Below are 15,378 nucleotides of genomic sequence, written 5' to 3' on the forward strand. Positions count from 1 at the left end.
AGGACCGGATCTGTCCGCGATGGTTCCTACCGTGGACGCATGACTTCAGAGATCACGCCGTTCCGGATCGACGTCCCGCAGGCCGACCTCGACGACCTCCGTGCGCGGCTGGCGAACACGCGCTGGCCCGACCAGCCCGCCGATGCCGGGTGGCGGCTCGGGGCGCCCGTCGACTACGTGCGTGAGCTGGCCGAATACTGGCGGACGGGCTTCGACTGGCGGGCGCAGGAGGCGCGGCTCAACGCCTTCCCGCAGTTCACGACCTCGATCGACGGGACGACCGTGCACTTCCTGCACGTGGTCTCGCCGGAACCGGACGCGAAGCCGGTGCTGCTGACCCACGGCTGGCCGGGCTCGGTCGTCGAGTTCCTGGACGTCATCGGGCCGCTGACCGACCCGCGCGCGTACGGCGGCGACCCGGCGGACGCGCTGACCGTGGTCGTCCCGTCGATCCCCGGTTACGGCTTTTCGGGGCCGACGCCGGAAACCGCGTGGGGGCCGGACCGGATCGCCCGAGCCTTCGCGGAGCTGATGACCCGTCTGGGCTACGAGCGGTTCGGCGCCCACGGCGGCGACTGGGGCGCGATCATCTCGCGCGAGCTGGCGGTGCGGTTCCCGGAGCGCGTGACCGGCATCCACGTGACGATGCTCGCCTCGGCCGTCGTCCGGACCGAGGCCGACCTGGACGGGCTGCCCGACCAGGAGCTGGGCCGGCGTTCGCTGGAAAAGGGACGCGCGTTCTCGATGTCCGGCACGGGCTACGCGATGATCCAGGCGACCAAGCCGCAAACGCTTGCGTACGGTCTTCACGACTCGCCGGCGGGGCAGCTGGCGTGGATCGCCGAGAAGTTCCGGTCGTTCTCGAACACCTCGGAGGACCTGATCGACCGCGACGACCTGCTGGCCGACGTCTCGATCTACTGGTTCACGGAGACGGCGAACTCGTCGGCCCGCCTGTACGCGGCGCTGACCGGCGGGTGGGGCGCGCCGCCGCCGGAGAACACCGTGCCGACCGCCGTCGCGGTCTTCCCGGACGACATCGGGCTGCCGGTCCGGGCGCTCGCGGAGCGGACCGACAACGTCGTGCGCTGGACCGAGTTCAAGAGCGGCGGGCACTTCGCGGCCCTGGAAGAGCCGGATGCGCTGATCGGCGACCTGCGGGCGTTCTTCCGGACCCGGTAGTTGTCCACAGGGGTTGTCCACATCCCCGCCGGTCTGTGGACAACCCCGGGGCCGTCGTCAGAGGTACTGGCCCGTGCCCGAGATCCCCGGCCCGTGCTCGTGGCCGTGCCCGGCCGCCGAAGGGCCGGCCGGCAGGCCGCGCCGCATCTGCTCGAGCTGGACCCGCGCCGCCATCTGCTGGGCGAAGAGGGCCGTCTGGATGCCGCTGAACAGCCCCTCGAGCCAGCCGACCAGCTGGGCCTGCGCGATCCGCAGCTCGGCGTCCGAGGGCGTCGAGTCGTCGGTGAACGGGCGGACCAGGCGCTCCAGCTCGTCCTGGAGCTCCGGGGCCAAGGAAGCCGCCAGCTCCTTCACGGAGGTCTGGTGGATCTCGCGGACGCGGTTGCGGGAGGCGTCGTCCAGCGGGGCCGCGCGGACCTCTTCCAGCAGCTGCTTGATCATCGTGCCGATCCGCATCACCTTCGCCGGCTCTTCGACGAGGTCGCCGACCGACTCGGCGTTGTCCTCCGTGGGCAGCTTCGCCGCGCCCACCGGTGTGCCGTCCGGTCCGACGACCACCACGTGGGGTGAAGATTCCTGGCCCGCGTCACCCGCAGTGAAGTTCGGCTCGGTCATGTGCTCCATCCTGGGTCGCGTTCGCCACGCTCCGCGACACGCGCGGGGCGTCCGTCTCCGAGCGTAGCGGGAATCGGGGTTCGCGGTGGCTCTCCACCCAACCCCGGGCGCGCGGCGAAACCGCACGTCCGTACGGTGTCCCCATGGCGTTCGACGTCGCTCGTATCCGTGGGCTCTTTCCCGCGCTGGGTGACGGCTGGATTCACTTCGACGGCGCCGCCGGAATGCTGGTCCCGGAACAGGTCGCTTCGGCCGTGTCCACGGCGATGCGCGCCCCGGTGTCCGGGCCGGGCGGAGCGTTTCCGGCCTCACAGCGCGCGGAAAGCATCGTGACCGCGGCCCGCAGGGCCGTGGCCGACCTGGTCGGTGCCGACCCGGCCGCCGTCGTGCTCGGGCCCAGCGCGCCGGTGATGCTGCGCCGCCTCTGCGACGCGCTCGCCGAGCGCTGGACCATCGGCGACGAGGTCGTCGTTTCCCGGCTCGACGAACAGGCCAACCTCGCGCCGTGGCAGCGCGCCGCGAAGCGTGTCGGCGCCGTGGTGCGGTGGGGCGAGATCGACATCGAGACGTGCGAGCTGCCCGCGTGGCAGTACGAGCAGCTCGTGTCGGCGCGCACGAAGGCCGTGGCGGTCACGCTCGCCTCGGGGTCCGTCGGCACCCGGCCGGACGTCCCGACGATCATCGAGTTCGCGAAGCGGGTCGGCGCGCTCGTCGTCGTCGACGCCACGTACGCCGCGCCGTTCCTGCCGCTGGACATCAACGCGCTCGGCGCGGACGTCATGGTCGTGTCCGCGCAGGCGTGGGGCGGGCCGTCGGTGGGCGCGCTCGTCTTCCGCGACCCCGAGCTGATCGAGCGGATCCCGTCGGTCTCGCTCGACCCGATGGCGCGCGGCGCCGCCCGCCTCGAACTGGGCCCGCACGCCTACCCGCTGCTGGCCGGGCTGATCGCGTCGATCGACTACCTCGCGGGCCTCGACGACGCCGCCACCGGGTCGCGCCGCGAGCGCCTGGTCACCTCGCTCGGCTCGGCGAAGTCGTACCACGCCGGGCTGCTCGCGCAGCTGTCGACGGAACTGCTTTCGCTGCGGCACATCATGGTCATCGGCAACGCGATGCGCCGCATCCCGTCGCTCGCCTTCGCCGTCGCGGGCAAGAAGGCACCCGAAGTGGCGGAATACCTGGCGTCACAGGGGTTGTGCGCCTTCGCCGACGACGGCACGGCCGGTGTCTTCGCGTCGCTCGGCGTCGGAGAAGTGGGCGGCGCCGTGCGGATCGGGCTCGCCCACTACTCCAACGTCTTCGAGATCAACCAGCTCGTGCGCGTGCTGGAAGAACTGCGTTAGGACTTCGCCGCCAGCAGGACCTTCCCGAAGATCGAACCCTCTTCGAGCGCGCGGTGCGCGGACGCGGCTTCGGCCATCGGGACCACCTGGTCGATCACCGGCTTCACCGAGCCCTGCTCGACCAGCGGCCACAGCCGCTCGCGGACGTCGGCGACGATCGCGGCCTTCTGCTCCAGCGGCCGGAACCGCAGGCCCGCCGCGAACACCTCGGCCCGCTTGCCGAGCAGCGCGCCGACGTTCAGCTCGCCCTTCACCCCGCCCTGCATGCCGATGATCACCACGCGGCCGTCGGGCTTCAGCACGTCGACGTTGCGGCCGAGGTAGGCCGCGCCCATGTTGTCGAGGACGACGTCCGCGCCGCCGGTCTCCTTCTTGAGGACCTCGACGAAGTCTTCGTCCTTGTAGTTGATCACGATGTCGGCGCCGAGCTGGCGGCAGCGCTCGAGCCGCTCCGCCGAGCCCGCGGTGACGGCGACGGTCGCGCCCAGCGCCTTGCCGACCTGGATGGCGTGCGTGCCGATCCCGCCGGCGCCGCCGTGGACGAGCAGCACCTCGCCCTCGGCGAGCTTCGCGTGCATCACGACGTTCGCCCACACCGTGCACGCCACCTCGGGCAGCCCGGCCGCGGCGAGCAGCCCGACCTCACCCGGCACCGGCAGCAGCTGCCCCGCCGGGACGACGGCCTTCTCCGCGTAGCCGCCGCCCGCGAGCAGCGCGCAGACCTCGTCGCCGACGTTCCAGCCTTCGACACCTTCGCCGAGCTCCGCGATCGTGCCGGAGCATTCGAGGCCGAGGGTTTCGCTGGCGCCGGGCGGCGGCGGGTAGTGGCCCTGGCGCTGCAGGAGGTCCGCCCGGTTGACCGCGCTCGCCGCGACGTCCAGCAGCACTTCGCCGGGGCCGGGCCGCGGATCCGCGACCTCCGCCCACTCGAGAACTTCCGGCTCACCTGGTTCACGGATGGTGATCGCGTACATGTGTCGACCGTATACCGCACGGAGAAGTTCCCGCCGAATGACGCATTGACGTTCTTCGCATTCGGAACAAAGGTGAGCAACCATGTCAATCACACGAAGAAGACTGTTCGTACCGGCGGCCCTGGCCGCCTGTACGGCGCTCGCGTTCGGCACGACCCCGGCCGCGGCGGGTCCCGCGGCCCAACCCGATGGCCCGGCCCTGGCGAAACAGCTCGTCAGCAAGGTGACCGTCAACGGCATCAACCGGCACCTCGTCGCCCTGCAGCGCTTCGCCGACACCAACGGCGGGACGCGCGCGGCGAGCACCGAGGGACACGGGAAGTCCGCCGAGTACATCGCGACGAAACTGGAGGCGGCGGGCTACCAGGTGACCCGCCAGGAGTTCCCGTTCACCTACTCGCAGACCCTGGCCGAGAAGCTCACCGCGGGCGGCGCGAACGTGCCGGTCACGGCGATGGAGTACACGAAGAACACCCCGGTCGGTGGGATCACCGCGCCGCTGGGCGTCGTCCCGGCCGCCGGTGACGCGACCCCGGGCTGCGAAGCCACCGACTTCGGCGACCTCACCGGCAAGATCGCGCTGATCTCGCGCGGCGGGTGCACGTTCGCCGTCAAGCAGCAGAACGCCGCGGCCGCGGGGGCGGTCGGCGCGATCATCTACAACAACGTCGACGGCCCGCTGAACGGCACGCTCGGCGACCCGGCGAACGCCGCGGTCCCGACCGGCGGCGTGACGGCGGCCGACGGCGCGCACCTCGCGACGTTGAGCGGCCAGAACGTGACGCTCGAACTGCGCACCATCCAGGAGGCGCGGACCAGCTACAACGTCATCGCCGAGACCAGGACCGGGCGCCACGACAACGTCGTGATGCTCGGCTCGCACCTGGACAGCGTCCCGGCGGGCCCCGGCATCAACGACAACGGCACCGGCTCGGCGACCCTGCTCGAGACCGCGCTGCAGCTCGGCAGCTCGCCGAAGGTCAACAACGCCGTGCGGTTCGGGTTCTGGAGCGCGGAGGAGTTCGGGCTGATCGGCTCGACCTACTACGTCGACTCGCTGAGCTTCGAGCAGCAGCTCGACATCGCGCTGTACATGAACTTCGACATGATCGGCTCGCCGAACGCGGCGTACTTCGCCTACGACGGCGACGACTCCGACGGCGTCGGCGCGGGCCCCGGCCCGTACGGCTCGGCGCAGATCGAGCAGACGCTCGCCGGGTACCTCAACGCCAAGGGCATCCCGACCGAGGGCACCGACTTCGACGGGCGTTCGGACTACGGCGAGTTCATCGCGGTGGGCATCCCGGCCGGCGGCCTCTTCACCGGCGCCGAAGGCGTCAAGACCGCCGCGCAGGCCGCGAAGTGGGGTGGCACGGCGGGGATCGCCTACGACCATTGCTACCACCAGGCCTGCGACAACCTGGGCAACGTCGACCGGGTCGCGCTCGACCGCAACGCGGACGCCGTCGCCTGGGCGACGGGGGTCTACGGGACGAGCACCGAGAGCGTCAACGGCGTGCAGCCGGGCAAGAGCAAGACGGCCAAGCAGAAGGCCGCCGAACGCGGTGCGCAGCGGAACTTCTCCGCCCGCGCCGTGGCCGGCGACCCGCACGCGCTGGCTTCCTGACCATGCAGAAGGGGCCGTCCCGCTGCCGGGACGGCCCCTTCTCCACGTCTCAGCCCAGGTTGTTCGTGCCGAAGGTGTCGCAGCGGGCCGGGTCACCGGTCTGGAAGCCGGTGGTGAACCACTTCTTGCGCTGCGCGGACGTGCCGTGGGTGAACTTCGAGCGGTCGACCTGGCCGCCGCCGAGGTTCGCCTGGATGTAGTCGTCGCCGATGCGGGACGCGGTGTCCAGCGCGGAGTTGATGTCGTCCTGCGTGACGTCGGTGATCAGCGGCTTGCCGCTCTCGGTCGGCGTCGTCGAGGCGTGGTTGCCCCAGACGCCGGCGTAGCAGTCGGCCTGCAGTTCCAGGCGCACCGAGCCGGACGTCGGGCCCGTGCCGGTGCCCTTCTTCGACGTCCCGAGCAGGTTCTGCACGTGGTGCCCGTACTCGTGGGCGAGCACGTACGCCTCCGTGAAGAGGCCGCCCTGTGCCCCGAAGCGGGTCTTCAGCTCGTTGAAGAAGGAGAGGTCGATGTAGACCTCGGAGTCGGCCGGGCAGTAGAACGGCCCGGTGTCGGAGGTGGCGCTGCCGCACCCGGTGCGCACGCCGCCGTTGAAGAAGTTCGTCGGCGCCTTCCGGTAGGTCGAACCGGAGCGCGCGAACTGCTGCGTCCAGTAGTCCTGCACGGAGTTGACGATCGCGACGATCGCGCAGTCGTGGTTCTTGTTGGCGTCCGCGCCGGTCTTGCACTGGCTCGCCAGCTTCGAGTTGTCGACCTGCTGGCCGGACCCGACGCTGCCGAGGCCGCCGCTCAGGCTGTTCCCGCTGCCGCCACCGATGCTCACCCCGCCGAGCTGGGAGAGCACGAAGTAGATGATCAGCCCGACGACGCCGAGCCCGCCGCCGCCCAGGGCAACGCGGCCGCCGATCCCGCCGCCGCCTCCACCGCTTCCGCGCAGGTCTTGGACTTCGGAGGCGTCCAAGCCGGCGTCGTCGTCGAATCTCACCCGCGAATGGTAACGAGCCTGGGTGCGGCCGTCGCGCTGGCGGCCGCACCCAGGACCTGTACCGAGGTTGTGTCTTTTCGGTCGAGCGGTTGGCCGCGACCGGGCCGGCGTTCAGGCGCTGTCGCCACGGCTTCGGAGGTCGTGACCGGAAACAGGCCCGATCGACGCCGGATGCTGAACGCACCGTAGAAGCCCGCGCACATGCTGTTCACAATCGCGCCCGGCCCGTTCTTGGTCCGTTCCGGTCGCGGGGACACAGCTGGCGGTCAACCGCGAGGATCACCCGCCACGCAACCACCTGACCTCTCCCGGCGGGGAGCCGGGCCGGCACGTCGCCGTCGTCGCGCCGCATACCCTGGCCGACCTTCCGCCGACAAGCAGAATGCGCCTTTTCGAGCCGAGTCTCAACCTTTTCGTAACCCCACCTTCGGGCGATGTTGCGACCGCATTTTCAGGGGCACGCAGTTCGGCGTCGGACCGCGCGGTTCCTTGATCAGCGTTCTACGCTGCCTTATGACCGAGGAGCGGCCTGTGCGTTGGTTGAACGATGCCGAGATGGCGGCGTGGCGCTCCTACATCGTCGCGACCCTGCGGCTGCGGCAGCGGCTGCACCGCGAACTGGCGGTCCGGCACGAAGTGTCGCTCGTCGACTACGAGGTGCTGGTCTGCCTGGAGATGCAGGCCGGCCACCGGATGCGGATGTCGGAGCTGGCCGTGCTGATGGGCTCGACGAAGAGCCGCCTGTCCCACCAGGTCGCCCGGCTCGAGGACGCGGGCGTCGTCCGGCGGGCGCGGGACCCCGAGGACAAGCGTGGCGTCATCACGGAGCTGACGGAGGAGGGCATGGCCCTGCTCCGAACCGCGGCACCGACCCACCTGGAAGGGGTGCGCGAGCACCTCATCGACCTGCTGAGCCCCCAGGAACAGGCGACGATCGCCGCGGCGTTCGAGCGCGTGCTGGACCACCTGTCGGAGGCGGAGGGCTGAACCCGGGCGCGGCTACCGCGCGCCCGGGGCCCGAAGCGGTAGCGGTGGGATTCGAACCCACGGAGAGGTTGCCCTCTCGCATGTTTTCAAGACATGTTCCTTCGACCGCTCGGACACGCTACCTCGCCCCACGAGGGTAGCCGACGGACTCGGCACCCCCGCTCGGGCGGGCTTCCGGGCACGGTGGCCTGCCACCACGGCGCACCTGCGGGGCACGGGCCGTGGCCATCCGCCCCGGAGTCTTCGGGTCGCCGACCCGCGCCCGGCCGTCGGGCTACGTCCAGCTGAGGGTCAGGGCCGCTCCCTGGGCGCGGCCCGCCTCCGCGGCCGGGGTGCGGGCTGCCGGGTCCATCGGGTTCTCGCCGATCGCCGCCAGCGAAGCCTCGTCCGGGGTGATCAGCGTGACCTCCGCGCCCGCCTCGCGCAGGTCGTCGAGCACTGTGAGCAGGGGTTTCTCCATCGGCAGCGGGGCGTCCGTGCCCATCGGGGAAACCACCGTCACGCGCGTGAAGCCCGTTGCGTAGTCCGCGTTCTCCGCCGAGCGGACGCCGCCGTCCACGTAGCGGCGGCCGTCGATCGTCACCGGGGGCCAGATGCCCGGGACCGCGCAGCTCGCCGCCACCGCGTCGACCAGGGACACCCCCGACGCGCGGTCGAAGCGGCGGGGCTCGCCCGTTTCCGCGTCCACGGCCACGATCACCAGGCACTGCTCCGGCCAGTCGTGCACCGGCAGGCGGGCCTCGATCACCGCGCGGCGGTCCTGTTCGGACACCGTTTCGGCCCGCAGCGCGAGCTCGCCCATCGCGCGGCGGAGCTCGGCCGGGGCCGTCGTGCCCGTGACCACGTCGCCGAAGGCCGCGGCGAACTTCTCGAAGTCGATCTCCGCCGGGATCTCCGGGGTCTGGCGCGCCGGGTCGGCCTGCCGCGCGAAGAGCTCGTCCAGCGGGACACCACTCGTCACCTGCGCCGCGACGGCCGCGCCCGCGGACGTCCCGACGAGCAGGTCCGCGCCCGTGAGGTCCTGGCCGTGCTCGGCCAGCCCCGTCAGCACCCCCGTCGTCCACGCGATCCCGGCGACCCCGCCGCCACCCAGTACCAAAGCCTGTCCACCCATGGCGGGCAGCCTAGCGAGCGGGTCCGACAGTTTACGGGCGCTTCAGCGCCTGGGCCGCGATCCGCGCGCGCACCTCGGGACGCCGCAGCGGCGGGACGGTCGCCGGTGGCTGACGGCGTTCCGGCAGCTGCTCCAGCAGCCGCGTGGTGATTTCCGTGATCTCGGCGACCGCGGCTTCGAACGGTTCGCGCGTCGCGTCCGACAGCGACTGCACGCCGGTCACCTTGCGGACGTACTGGCGGGCCGCGGCCTCGATCTCCTCGCCCGTCGCGGCCGGCTGGAGCCCCCGGAGGGTGGTGATGTTTCGGCACATGCCGCCCAGGGTACGTCGCTTCGGAGGTCCCGATCACACGGTCGGGTAGGCCGGGGCCCAGCTCGTTGACGCCCGAACGGGCCGTTGGGCAAGGTCGGGTGAGTGCCTCTCAGACCGCGTCCCTTCCGCTCCGCCCGCCCCGAACCCCGCACCGCCGAAGAAGGAACGCCGGAAACCCCGATTCCGGAACAGGCCTGGCCCCGCGTGCGGGCCGACGAACTGGTCACCCTCGTGGCACACGTCTTCGCCGCCCACGGCTTCCCCGAACCCCGGGCCCGGATGGCCGCGGAAGCCCTGTGCCACGGCGATCTGACCGGTTCACCGGAGTTCGGCGTCGCCGATCTGGCCCGGATCCACTTGCCCCTGCTGGAAAGCGGGCTCGTCGTGCCGCACGCCGAGCCGCTGATGATCGCCGACCGCGGGGCCGCCGCCCTGCTCGACTACCGCCGCGCGTCCGGGTTGTGGGCCGTCGGCGACGCCATGGACCGGGCGGTGACGCGGGCCGGGCGCTTCGGGGTCGGGCTCGTTTCGCTGCGCGGGATCGGGCCGTTCGGCCGGGCCGGGCACCACGCCGCGCGGGCGCTGCCGCACGCGATGATCGGGCTGGTGCTCGCCGCGGGCGGCGAACCCGGCGACCCGGTGAACCCGCTCGGCATGGCGGCGCCGGGTGGCGCGTACCCCGAGTTCGTCTTCGACATGGACCGCCCCGGCTCGGAAGCCGCAGGGCTGACCCTGCTGGTGGAGGTGCTCGCCGGGGTGCTCTCCGGCGTCGCCGACCACGAGCACGACACGGGCCTGCTGGTCCTGGCGATCGCGCCGACGACGTTGCGCAGCGCCGACGGCTTCTACCGCGCGGCGAGCGCGTTGTTCGGCAGCATGCTCGGCTGGGAGGGCGGCGCGCCGATCCGCTACCCGGGCTGGCGCGAGGCCCAGCACCTCGAGCAGTGCCGCGCGCTGGGCGTGCCGCTGGCCGGCCCGGTCCGGCGGCAGCTGGACGCGCTGGCCGCGTCGCTCGGGCTGCCGCCGCTGACCAGCGTGGGCTAGTGGACCAGGACGACCTTGCCGCGGTCGGGGCCGACGGCCACGACGTCGCCGTCGGTCAGCTGGCGGCCGCGGCGGGTCTCGACCTCGCCGTTGACGGTGACCTCCTCCGCGTCGATCAGGTCCTTCGCGTGGGAGCCGTCTTCGGCGAGGCCGGCCAGCTTGAGGAACTGGCCGAGCCGGATCGGCTCGCCGGTGATGGGTACGTCGACGGGATCGCTCATACCCCGCATCATGCCCGGGCGGTCGTCTGCCGGTAGAGGGCCTGGACGTCCTTGTCGAAGTAGCTCGAGTAGGACGTGTCGGGGTCGTCGCCGCCGGACTCGTAGCCGCCGATCACGCCGATGACCGTGCCGAGCCGGGTCTTGGGGTCCGCGCCGGCGACCCACGGGCCGCCGCTGGTGCCCGTCGGGAAGCCCGCGCAGTCCACTTTCAGCTGGTAGGTGTCCTGGCGGCTGGTCGTGTTCTGGCAGACGGCGGGCACCTCGGCGTCGTCCGGGTAGCCGGTCAGCGTGATCGCCTGCTCGAAGTCCGTGCCGGTGGCCAGGGTGTTCGCCCCGACCAGGCCTTCCAGGGACTTCGCGGCGCCGTCCTGGTGCGCGGTGGCGAAGCCGACGTCGAGGTCCGGGTCGGACGACGAGCTCCAGCCCGGCGCGACGAGCTCGTCGGACACCGTCCAGTAGCCGAAGGGCGCGATGCCGTTGTGGTAGCCGGGCGCGAACGTGACGCCGGTGAGGTAGTCGCCGCCTTCGCCGTCGTGGATGCAGTGGGCCGCGGTCAGCAGCACGTCGCCCTGGTCGCTGTGGACGACGCTGGCGGTGCAGTAGTGCACGCCGTCGGCGAACAGCGCGCCGACCGCCGGGCTCGATCCCGCGGGCAGGTCGGGCGTCGAGACGGGCGCCGCTTCGATCACCCCGGTGTCCGGGGTGGTCGTGGCCGCGCCCCGCGGCTGCCGGTTCGCGAACACGACGAAAGCCGCCCCGAGCAGCAGGACGGCGGCGAGGGTGAGCAGGACGGCGGGCCGCCGCACGCGCATCGCCTCCTCGTTCTCGCTCGGACTCCATCACCTTAAGGTGCAGCGCCGACACGATGAGCACACCCACAGGAAGCTCACAGCCGCTAGTATCCGTAACTCGGGAGTAACACCCAACCGGCGGGAGGGCCGATGAAGCAGTTCGCGGACAAGGTCGCGGTGGTCACCGGGGCGGGCTCGGGCATCGGCCGGGCACTGGCGTGCGAGTTCGCCCGGCGCGGGGCACGGGTCGCCGTTTCCGACGTCAACGCCGCCAACGCGGAGGAGACGGCGAAGCTGGCCGGCGACAACGCGCGCGCGTTCACCCTGGACGTCGCCGACCGCGCCGCCGTGCTCGCGCACGCCGAAGAGGTCGCCGAGGAGTTCGGCCGGGTCAACGTCGTCGTCAACAACGCGGGCGTGGCGCTCGGCGCGACCGTCGAAGAGATGACTTTCGAGGACTACGACTGGCTGATGGGGATCAACCTCGGCGGCGTCGTGAACGGGACGAAGGCGTTCCTGCCGCACTTGATCGCGTCCGGTGACGGGCACGTCGTGAACATTTCCAGCGTGTTCGGCTTCGTCGGCGTGCCGACGCAGAGCGCGTACAACGCGGCGAAGTTCGCGGTCCGCGGATTCACCGAAGCGCTGCGTGAGGAAATGCTGATCGCGCGGTACCCGGTCGCGGTGAGCTGCGTGCACCCCGGCGGGATCAAGACGAACATCGTGCGCAACGCGCGCAGCATCGCCGACGACCAGGAGAAGGCCGCGCAGGGCTTCGAACGCATCGCGAAGACGACGCCGGAGAAGGCGGCACAGACGATCCTGCGCGGGATCGAGCGGAAGTCGGCGAGGATCCTCATCGGACCGGACGCCTACGTGATCGACGCCATCCCGCGCGTGCTCGGGTCGGCGTACCAGCGCCCGCTCGCCCTGCTGGCGCGGATGGGGCTCAAGCAGATGGAAAGCTGAAAAGCATTCGGACTACGACTTTCGGGTCGGTTCGCGCGGCGGTCTGATCGCAATAGGCTTCACCCAATGGAGTTGCGTTTCTGACAGACTCGTCCGAAATGGTCCAGAATGCGTGGGGTCCGTGAGCCCCTTACCGGAGGTCCCGATGCTTCGCGCCGCACCGCTGCGCGCCGCACAGCACACTGCGGCCCGTTCGACCAGCGACCGCGCCGCGGCCGAGCTGCTGGACCGCACCGGCATCATCGCGGCGAGCCTGCCCCAGCGCCGCCGCACCGACGACGACGTCCCGGCCGACGAGCCGATCTACACCCGGCCGCCGGTGTGCGACCAGGACCTCCGCCCGAAGTCGGTCGTGATCCGGCGGCGTGCCCGCACCTGGCTCGGCACCGGCGCCGCGGTGGTGCTCGTCGGCCTCGGCTGGCTGGCCGGCGGGATGTTCACCGGGAGCCTGTTCGGCCCGAGCCCGGCCGACGTGGCCCAGCTGGACGCGCGCCCGGCCGTCGCCGAAGCGCCCGCGCCGCAGCCGCAGGCCCCGCAGGCGCCGGTGGCCACCCCGGCGCCGACGACGGTGTTCGTGCCGGTGCCCGCGAAGCCGGCGCCGAAACGCGTGCAGGTGCAGGCGAAACCGCAGGCGAAGAAGTCCGTTCAGGACGAGGAGGACGTGCCGCGCGTCGACCTGCCCTCGTCGAAGCCTTCGCCCTCGGCGGCCAACCCGGTCCAGTCCTGGGTGACCGTGGCCGAGAGCATGATGCAGCAGTACCAGTACCGCTCCGAGACGACCACGATCGGCCGCTGACGTCAGGCTCCTGACCAGCGGTATTCGTGCTCGGGGCGGCCCGTGGCGCCGTAGCGCAGCCGCATCTGGACGGTCCCCGACTCCGCCAGCGCCGTGAGGTAGCGCTGCGCCGTCGCCCGCGCCATGCCCAGCTCGCCCGCGACCTCCGCCGCCGACAGCGGACGCCCGGCGCGCCGCAGTTGTTCCGAGACGAGCCGGGACGTCGCCGTCGACTGGCCCTTGGGCGCGGACGTCCGGTCCTGGTCGTGCAGCACCCGGTAGGCGCGGTCGACGTCGTCCTGGGCGAAGGCGCGGTCCTCGGCGAGCAGGCCGCGGAAGCGCGCGTAGGACGTCAGGCGCTCGGCCAGCTGACGCGTGGTGAACGGCTTGATCAGGTAGTTCAGCGCCCCGGCCCGGATCGCGGCCGCGACCGACGCGCTGTCGGTCGCCGCGGACAGCACGATCGTGTCGGTCTGCAGCTCGGGGAGCACCGCGAGACCGGACTCGTCGGGCAGGTAGACGTCGAGCAGGATCAGGTCCGGCGCCAGCTCCCGGACGCGGGCGCGGGCCTCCGCCGCGGTGTGCGCGGTGCCGACCACCGCGAAGCCGTCGACCTCCTCGACGAACCCGGCGTGCACCCCGGCGACGCGGAAGTCGTCGTCGACGATGAGCGTGCGGATCATCCGTCCTCCGTCAGCATTCCGGGCAGTTTCGCGACGAACAGGGCTCCCGTCTCGCCGTCGCCGGGGCCGGCCAGCCAGACGTCGCCACCGTGGGCGCGCGCGGCCTGGCGGGCCAGCGCCAGGCCGAGCCCGTGGCCGGGGGCGAGCTTCGTCGAGACGCCTTCGTCGAACAACGTCCCCCGCAGCTCTTCCGGCACACCGGTGCCACTGTCCACAACGGACAGGTGCAGCGTGCCGCCCTCGGCGAGCAGGCTGACCTCGACGGTCGCCGGCCGCCGCGGGCCCATCCGGGCGGCGTGCAGCGCGTTGTCGACGAGGTTGCCGATCACGGTGTTGGCGGCGATCGGGTCGGTCACGGTCGTGGGCACCCAGGTGTCGTCGGCCAGCTTCAGCGTGAGGCCCTTTTCCTGCGCCTGCTCGGTTTTCGCGACGAGCAGCGCCTGCAGGTACGGGTCCGCGACGGCGTCGCCGAGCTCGCTCGGCCGCGCGGACGGCGAGTCCGTCAGCGTCTGCAGGTATTCGACGGCTTCGGTGTGGTGGCCGAGCTGGAGCAGCCCGTAGAGCGTGTGCAGCCGGTTCGCGAACTCGTGGCGTTGCGCGCGGAGGCCGTCGGAGAGCGCGCGGATGCCGTCGAGCTCCCGGGTGAGCGTGTCGAGGTCGGTGCGGTCGCGGAAGGTCAGCACGGTGCCGATCGGCCGGTCGTCGAGGCGGACGGCGCGCGAGTTGATGACGAGCACCCGGTTCCCGGCCACGGCCAGGAGGTTGTCGACCGGCCGTCCTTCCCCGACGGCCTTGTGCAGCCGCGGGCTCAGCTCGAGCTCGGCCATCGCCGCGCCGATCGGGAGTTCGGTGCCCAGCAGCCGTTCCGCTTCGTCGTTGCGCACCGAGACGCGGTTGGCTTCGTCGACCGCGAGCACGCCTTCGCCGATGCCGTGCAGCACGGCTTCGCGTTCGTAGAGCAGTTCGGTCAGCTCGTGCGGCTCGAGGCCGTGCGTGACGCGCCGAAGCCGCCGGTTCAGCAGCGCCGACGCGCCCGCGCCGAGCAGCAGCGCGCCACCCGCGAAGAGCAGGGTGATCACCAGGAGCCGGTTGAAGTCGCCGGTCGGATCGCCGACTTCGAAGCCGACGCTCACCTCGCCGACCACCCGTGGTCCCTGCCAGATCGGGGTCTTGCTGCGCACGGACAGGCCGAGTGTGCCGCTCTGCACCGCGCTGACCTCGTCGCCGCCGGCGAGGGCGACGTCCGGCGGGGTGCTGACCGGCTTGCCGATCTCGCTCGGCGTCGGGTGCGCCAGCCGGATGCCCTTGTCGTCGGTGATGACGACGAACAGCGCGTCGTTGGCCTTCGTGACGGCGAGAACGCGTTCTTCGAGCGGCCCGCCGGGGATCTTCGCGGCCGCGTCCGCGACGACGACCGGGTCCGCGGCGACGGACTTCGCGATGGCCAGGGCGCGGCGGCCGTACTGGTCGGTGAGGGTGCGGGAGAGGAGCACGCTCACCAGCGCGACGCCGACCCCGACGACGAGCACGACGACGCCGATCTGCAGCAGCAGCACCTGCCTGCTGAACCGCATCCGCGGGAAGAGCGCCCACTTTGGCATGGCTCGGAACCATACCCCCTGGTCAGCGCCGTGCGCTAAATGAGCAAAACATTCAGAACGCACAGCTCGCGCGGAGAACGTCGACAAGCTTCACGCGCTCGCCACACGTACTTAACGTCCTCTCCCAACGCGTGACCCCCACCACGTGACGAAG

16 protein-coding genes and 1 tRNA gene are annotated in these 15,378 nt (G+C 71.7%); 7 read left to right on the forward strand and 10 right to left on the reverse strand.

What is annotated here, in order from left to right; translation table 11 throughout:
* Positions 1-39: 39 nt before the first annotated feature.
* A complete protein-coding gene (locus tag ACWEN0_RS10700; protein WP_451971472.1) occupies positions 40-1,182 on the forward strand; it encodes an epoxide hydrolase family protein in 1,143 nt (380 codons plus the stop codon).
* A gap of 57 nt (positions 1,183-1,239) precedes the next feature.
* Here ACWEN0_RS10700 and ACWEN0_RS10705 read toward each other — a convergent pair whose 3' ends face one another.
* Positions 1,240-1,806 (reverse strand): bacterial proteasome activator family protein, encoded by a 567-nt coding sequence (locus ACWEN0_RS10705; protein ID WP_451971474.1) that lies wholly within the window; start codon positions 1,804-1,806, stop codon positions 1,240-1,242.
* Positions 1,807-1,940: 134 nt separating this feature from the next.
* On the opposite strand from ACWEN0_RS10705, the gene ACWEN0_RS10710 reads away from it, so the two are divergent.
* The gene (locus tag ACWEN0_RS10710; protein WP_451971477.1) at positions 1,941-3,140 is read left to right on the forward strand and encodes a cysteine desulfurase-like protein; all 1,200 of its coding nucleotides are present in this window, start codon (positions 1,941-1,943) and stop codon (positions 3,138-3,140) included.
* On the opposite strand, the gene ACWEN0_RS10715 is transcribed toward ACWEN0_RS10710, so the two are convergent.
* Positions 3,137-4,114: an NAD(P)H-quinone oxidoreductase gene (locus ACWEN0_RS10715; RefSeq protein WP_451971480.1), complete on the reverse strand. Its 978-nt coding sequence runs from the start codon at positions 4,112-4,114 to the stop codon at positions 3,137-3,139. The two genes, ACWEN0_RS10710 and ACWEN0_RS10715, sit on opposite strands and share 4 nt — an antisense overlap.
* A gap of 82 nt (positions 4,115-4,196) precedes the next feature.
* Here ACWEN0_RS10715 and ACWEN0_RS10720 point away from each other — a divergent pair, with 82 nt between their 5' ends.
* On the forward strand, positions 4,197-5,741 hold the full coding sequence (locus ACWEN0_RS10720; RefSeq protein ID WP_451971483.1) for a M28 family metallopeptidase: 1,545 nt from the start codon (positions 4,197-4,199) through the stop codon (positions 5,739-5,741).
* Positions 5,742-5,790: 49 nt separating this feature from the next.
* Here ACWEN0_RS10720 and ypfJ read toward each other — a convergent pair whose 3' ends face one another.
* Positions 5,791-6,726: a KPN_02809 family neutral zinc metallopeptidase gene (gene ypfJ, locus ACWEN0_RS10725; RefSeq protein WP_451971486.1), complete on the reverse strand. Its 936-nt coding sequence runs from the start codon at positions 6,724-6,726 to the stop codon at positions 5,791-5,793.
* Positions 6,727-7,239: 513 nt separating this feature from the next.
* On the opposite strand from ypfJ, the gene ACWEN0_RS10730 reads away from it, so the two are divergent.
* Entirely contained in the window at positions 7,240-7,713 is a 474-nt protein-coding gene (locus tag ACWEN0_RS10730) for a MarR family winged helix-turn-helix transcriptional regulator (RefSeq protein WP_451971489.1), read from the forward strand.
* Positions 7,714-7,749: 36 nt separating this feature from the next.
* Here ACWEN0_RS10730 and ACWEN0_RS10735 read toward each other — a convergent pair.
* The 3 genes from ACWEN0_RS10735 to ACWEN0_RS10745 all read right to left on the reverse strand — a co-directional run bounded on the left by ACWEN0_RS10735 (position 7,750) and on the right by ACWEN0_RS10745 (position 9,140).
* Positions 7,750-7,836, reverse strand: a tRNA-Ser gene (locus ACWEN0_RS10735).
* A 151-nt stretch (positions 7,837-7,987) separates the two neighbouring features.
* On the reverse strand, positions 7,988-8,827 hold the full coding sequence (locus ACWEN0_RS10740; RefSeq protein ID WP_451971491.1) for a patatin-like phospholipase family protein: 840 nt from the start codon (positions 8,825-8,827) through the stop codon (positions 7,988-7,990).
* A gap of 31 nt (positions 8,828-8,858) precedes the next feature.
* The gene (locus ACWEN0_RS10745; protein ID WP_451971494.1) at positions 8,859-9,140 is read right to left on the reverse strand and encodes a DUF2277 domain-containing protein; all 282 of its coding nucleotides are present in this window, start codon (positions 9,138-9,140) and stop codon (positions 8,859-8,861) included.
* Between the two features lie 102 nt (positions 9,141-9,242).
* On the opposite strand from ACWEN0_RS10745, the gene ACWEN0_RS10750 reads away from it, so the two are divergent.
* Positions 9,243-10,184, forward strand: a complete 942-nt coding sequence (locus ACWEN0_RS10750) for an Ldh family oxidoreductase (protein WP_451971497.1) — start codon at positions 9,243-9,245, stop codon at positions 10,182-10,184.
* Here the strand turns inward: ACWEN0_RS10750 and ACWEN0_RS10755 are convergent.
* Together ACWEN0_RS10755 and ACWEN0_RS10760 are read right to left on the reverse strand one after the other, a co-directional pair.
* Positions 10,181-10,405 (reverse strand): RNA-binding S4 domain-containing protein, encoded by a 225-nt coding sequence (locus tag ACWEN0_RS10755; RefSeq protein WP_451971500.1) that lies wholly within the window; start codon positions 10,403-10,405, stop codon positions 10,181-10,183. The two genes, ACWEN0_RS10750 and ACWEN0_RS10755, sit on opposite strands and share 4 nt — an antisense overlap.
* Before the next feature lie 8 nt (positions 10,406-10,413).
* Complete coding sequence (locus ACWEN0_RS10760) at positions 10,414-11,217, reverse strand: trypsin-like serine peptidase (RefSeq protein WP_451971503.1); 804 nt, start codon at positions 11,215-11,217, stop codon at positions 10,414-10,416.
* A gap of 129 nt (positions 11,218-11,346) precedes the next feature.
* On the opposite strand from ACWEN0_RS10760, the gene ACWEN0_RS10765 reads away from it, so the two are divergent.
* Positions 11,347-12,165, forward strand: a complete 819-nt coding sequence (locus ACWEN0_RS10765; protein ID WP_451971505.1) for an SDR family oxidoreductase — start codon at positions 11,347-11,349, stop codon at positions 12,163-12,165.
* Between the two features lie 145 nt (positions 12,166-12,310).
* A complete protein-coding gene (locus ACWEN0_RS10770; RefSeq protein WP_451971508.1) occupies positions 12,311-12,961 on the forward strand; it encodes a hypothetical protein in 651 nt (216 codons plus the stop codon).
* 2 nt (positions 12,962-12,963) lie between these two features.
* Here the strand turns inward: ACWEN0_RS10770 and ACWEN0_RS10775 are convergent, their stop codons facing one another.
* A complete protein-coding gene (locus tag ACWEN0_RS10775; protein ID WP_451971511.1) occupies positions 12,964-13,623 on the reverse strand; it encodes a response regulator in 660 nt (219 codons plus the stop codon).
* Positions 13,620-15,197 (reverse strand): sensor histidine kinase, encoded by a 1,578-nt coding sequence (locus ACWEN0_RS10780; protein ID WP_451972007.1) that lies wholly within the window; start codon positions 15,195-15,197, stop codon positions 13,620-13,622. The genes ACWEN0_RS10775 and ACWEN0_RS10780 overlap by 4 nt, the downstream gene beginning before the upstream one ends.
* Positions 15,198-15,378: the final 181 nt, after the last annotated feature.

The organism is Amycolatopsis sp. NPDC004378 (genome assembly GCF_053602455.1).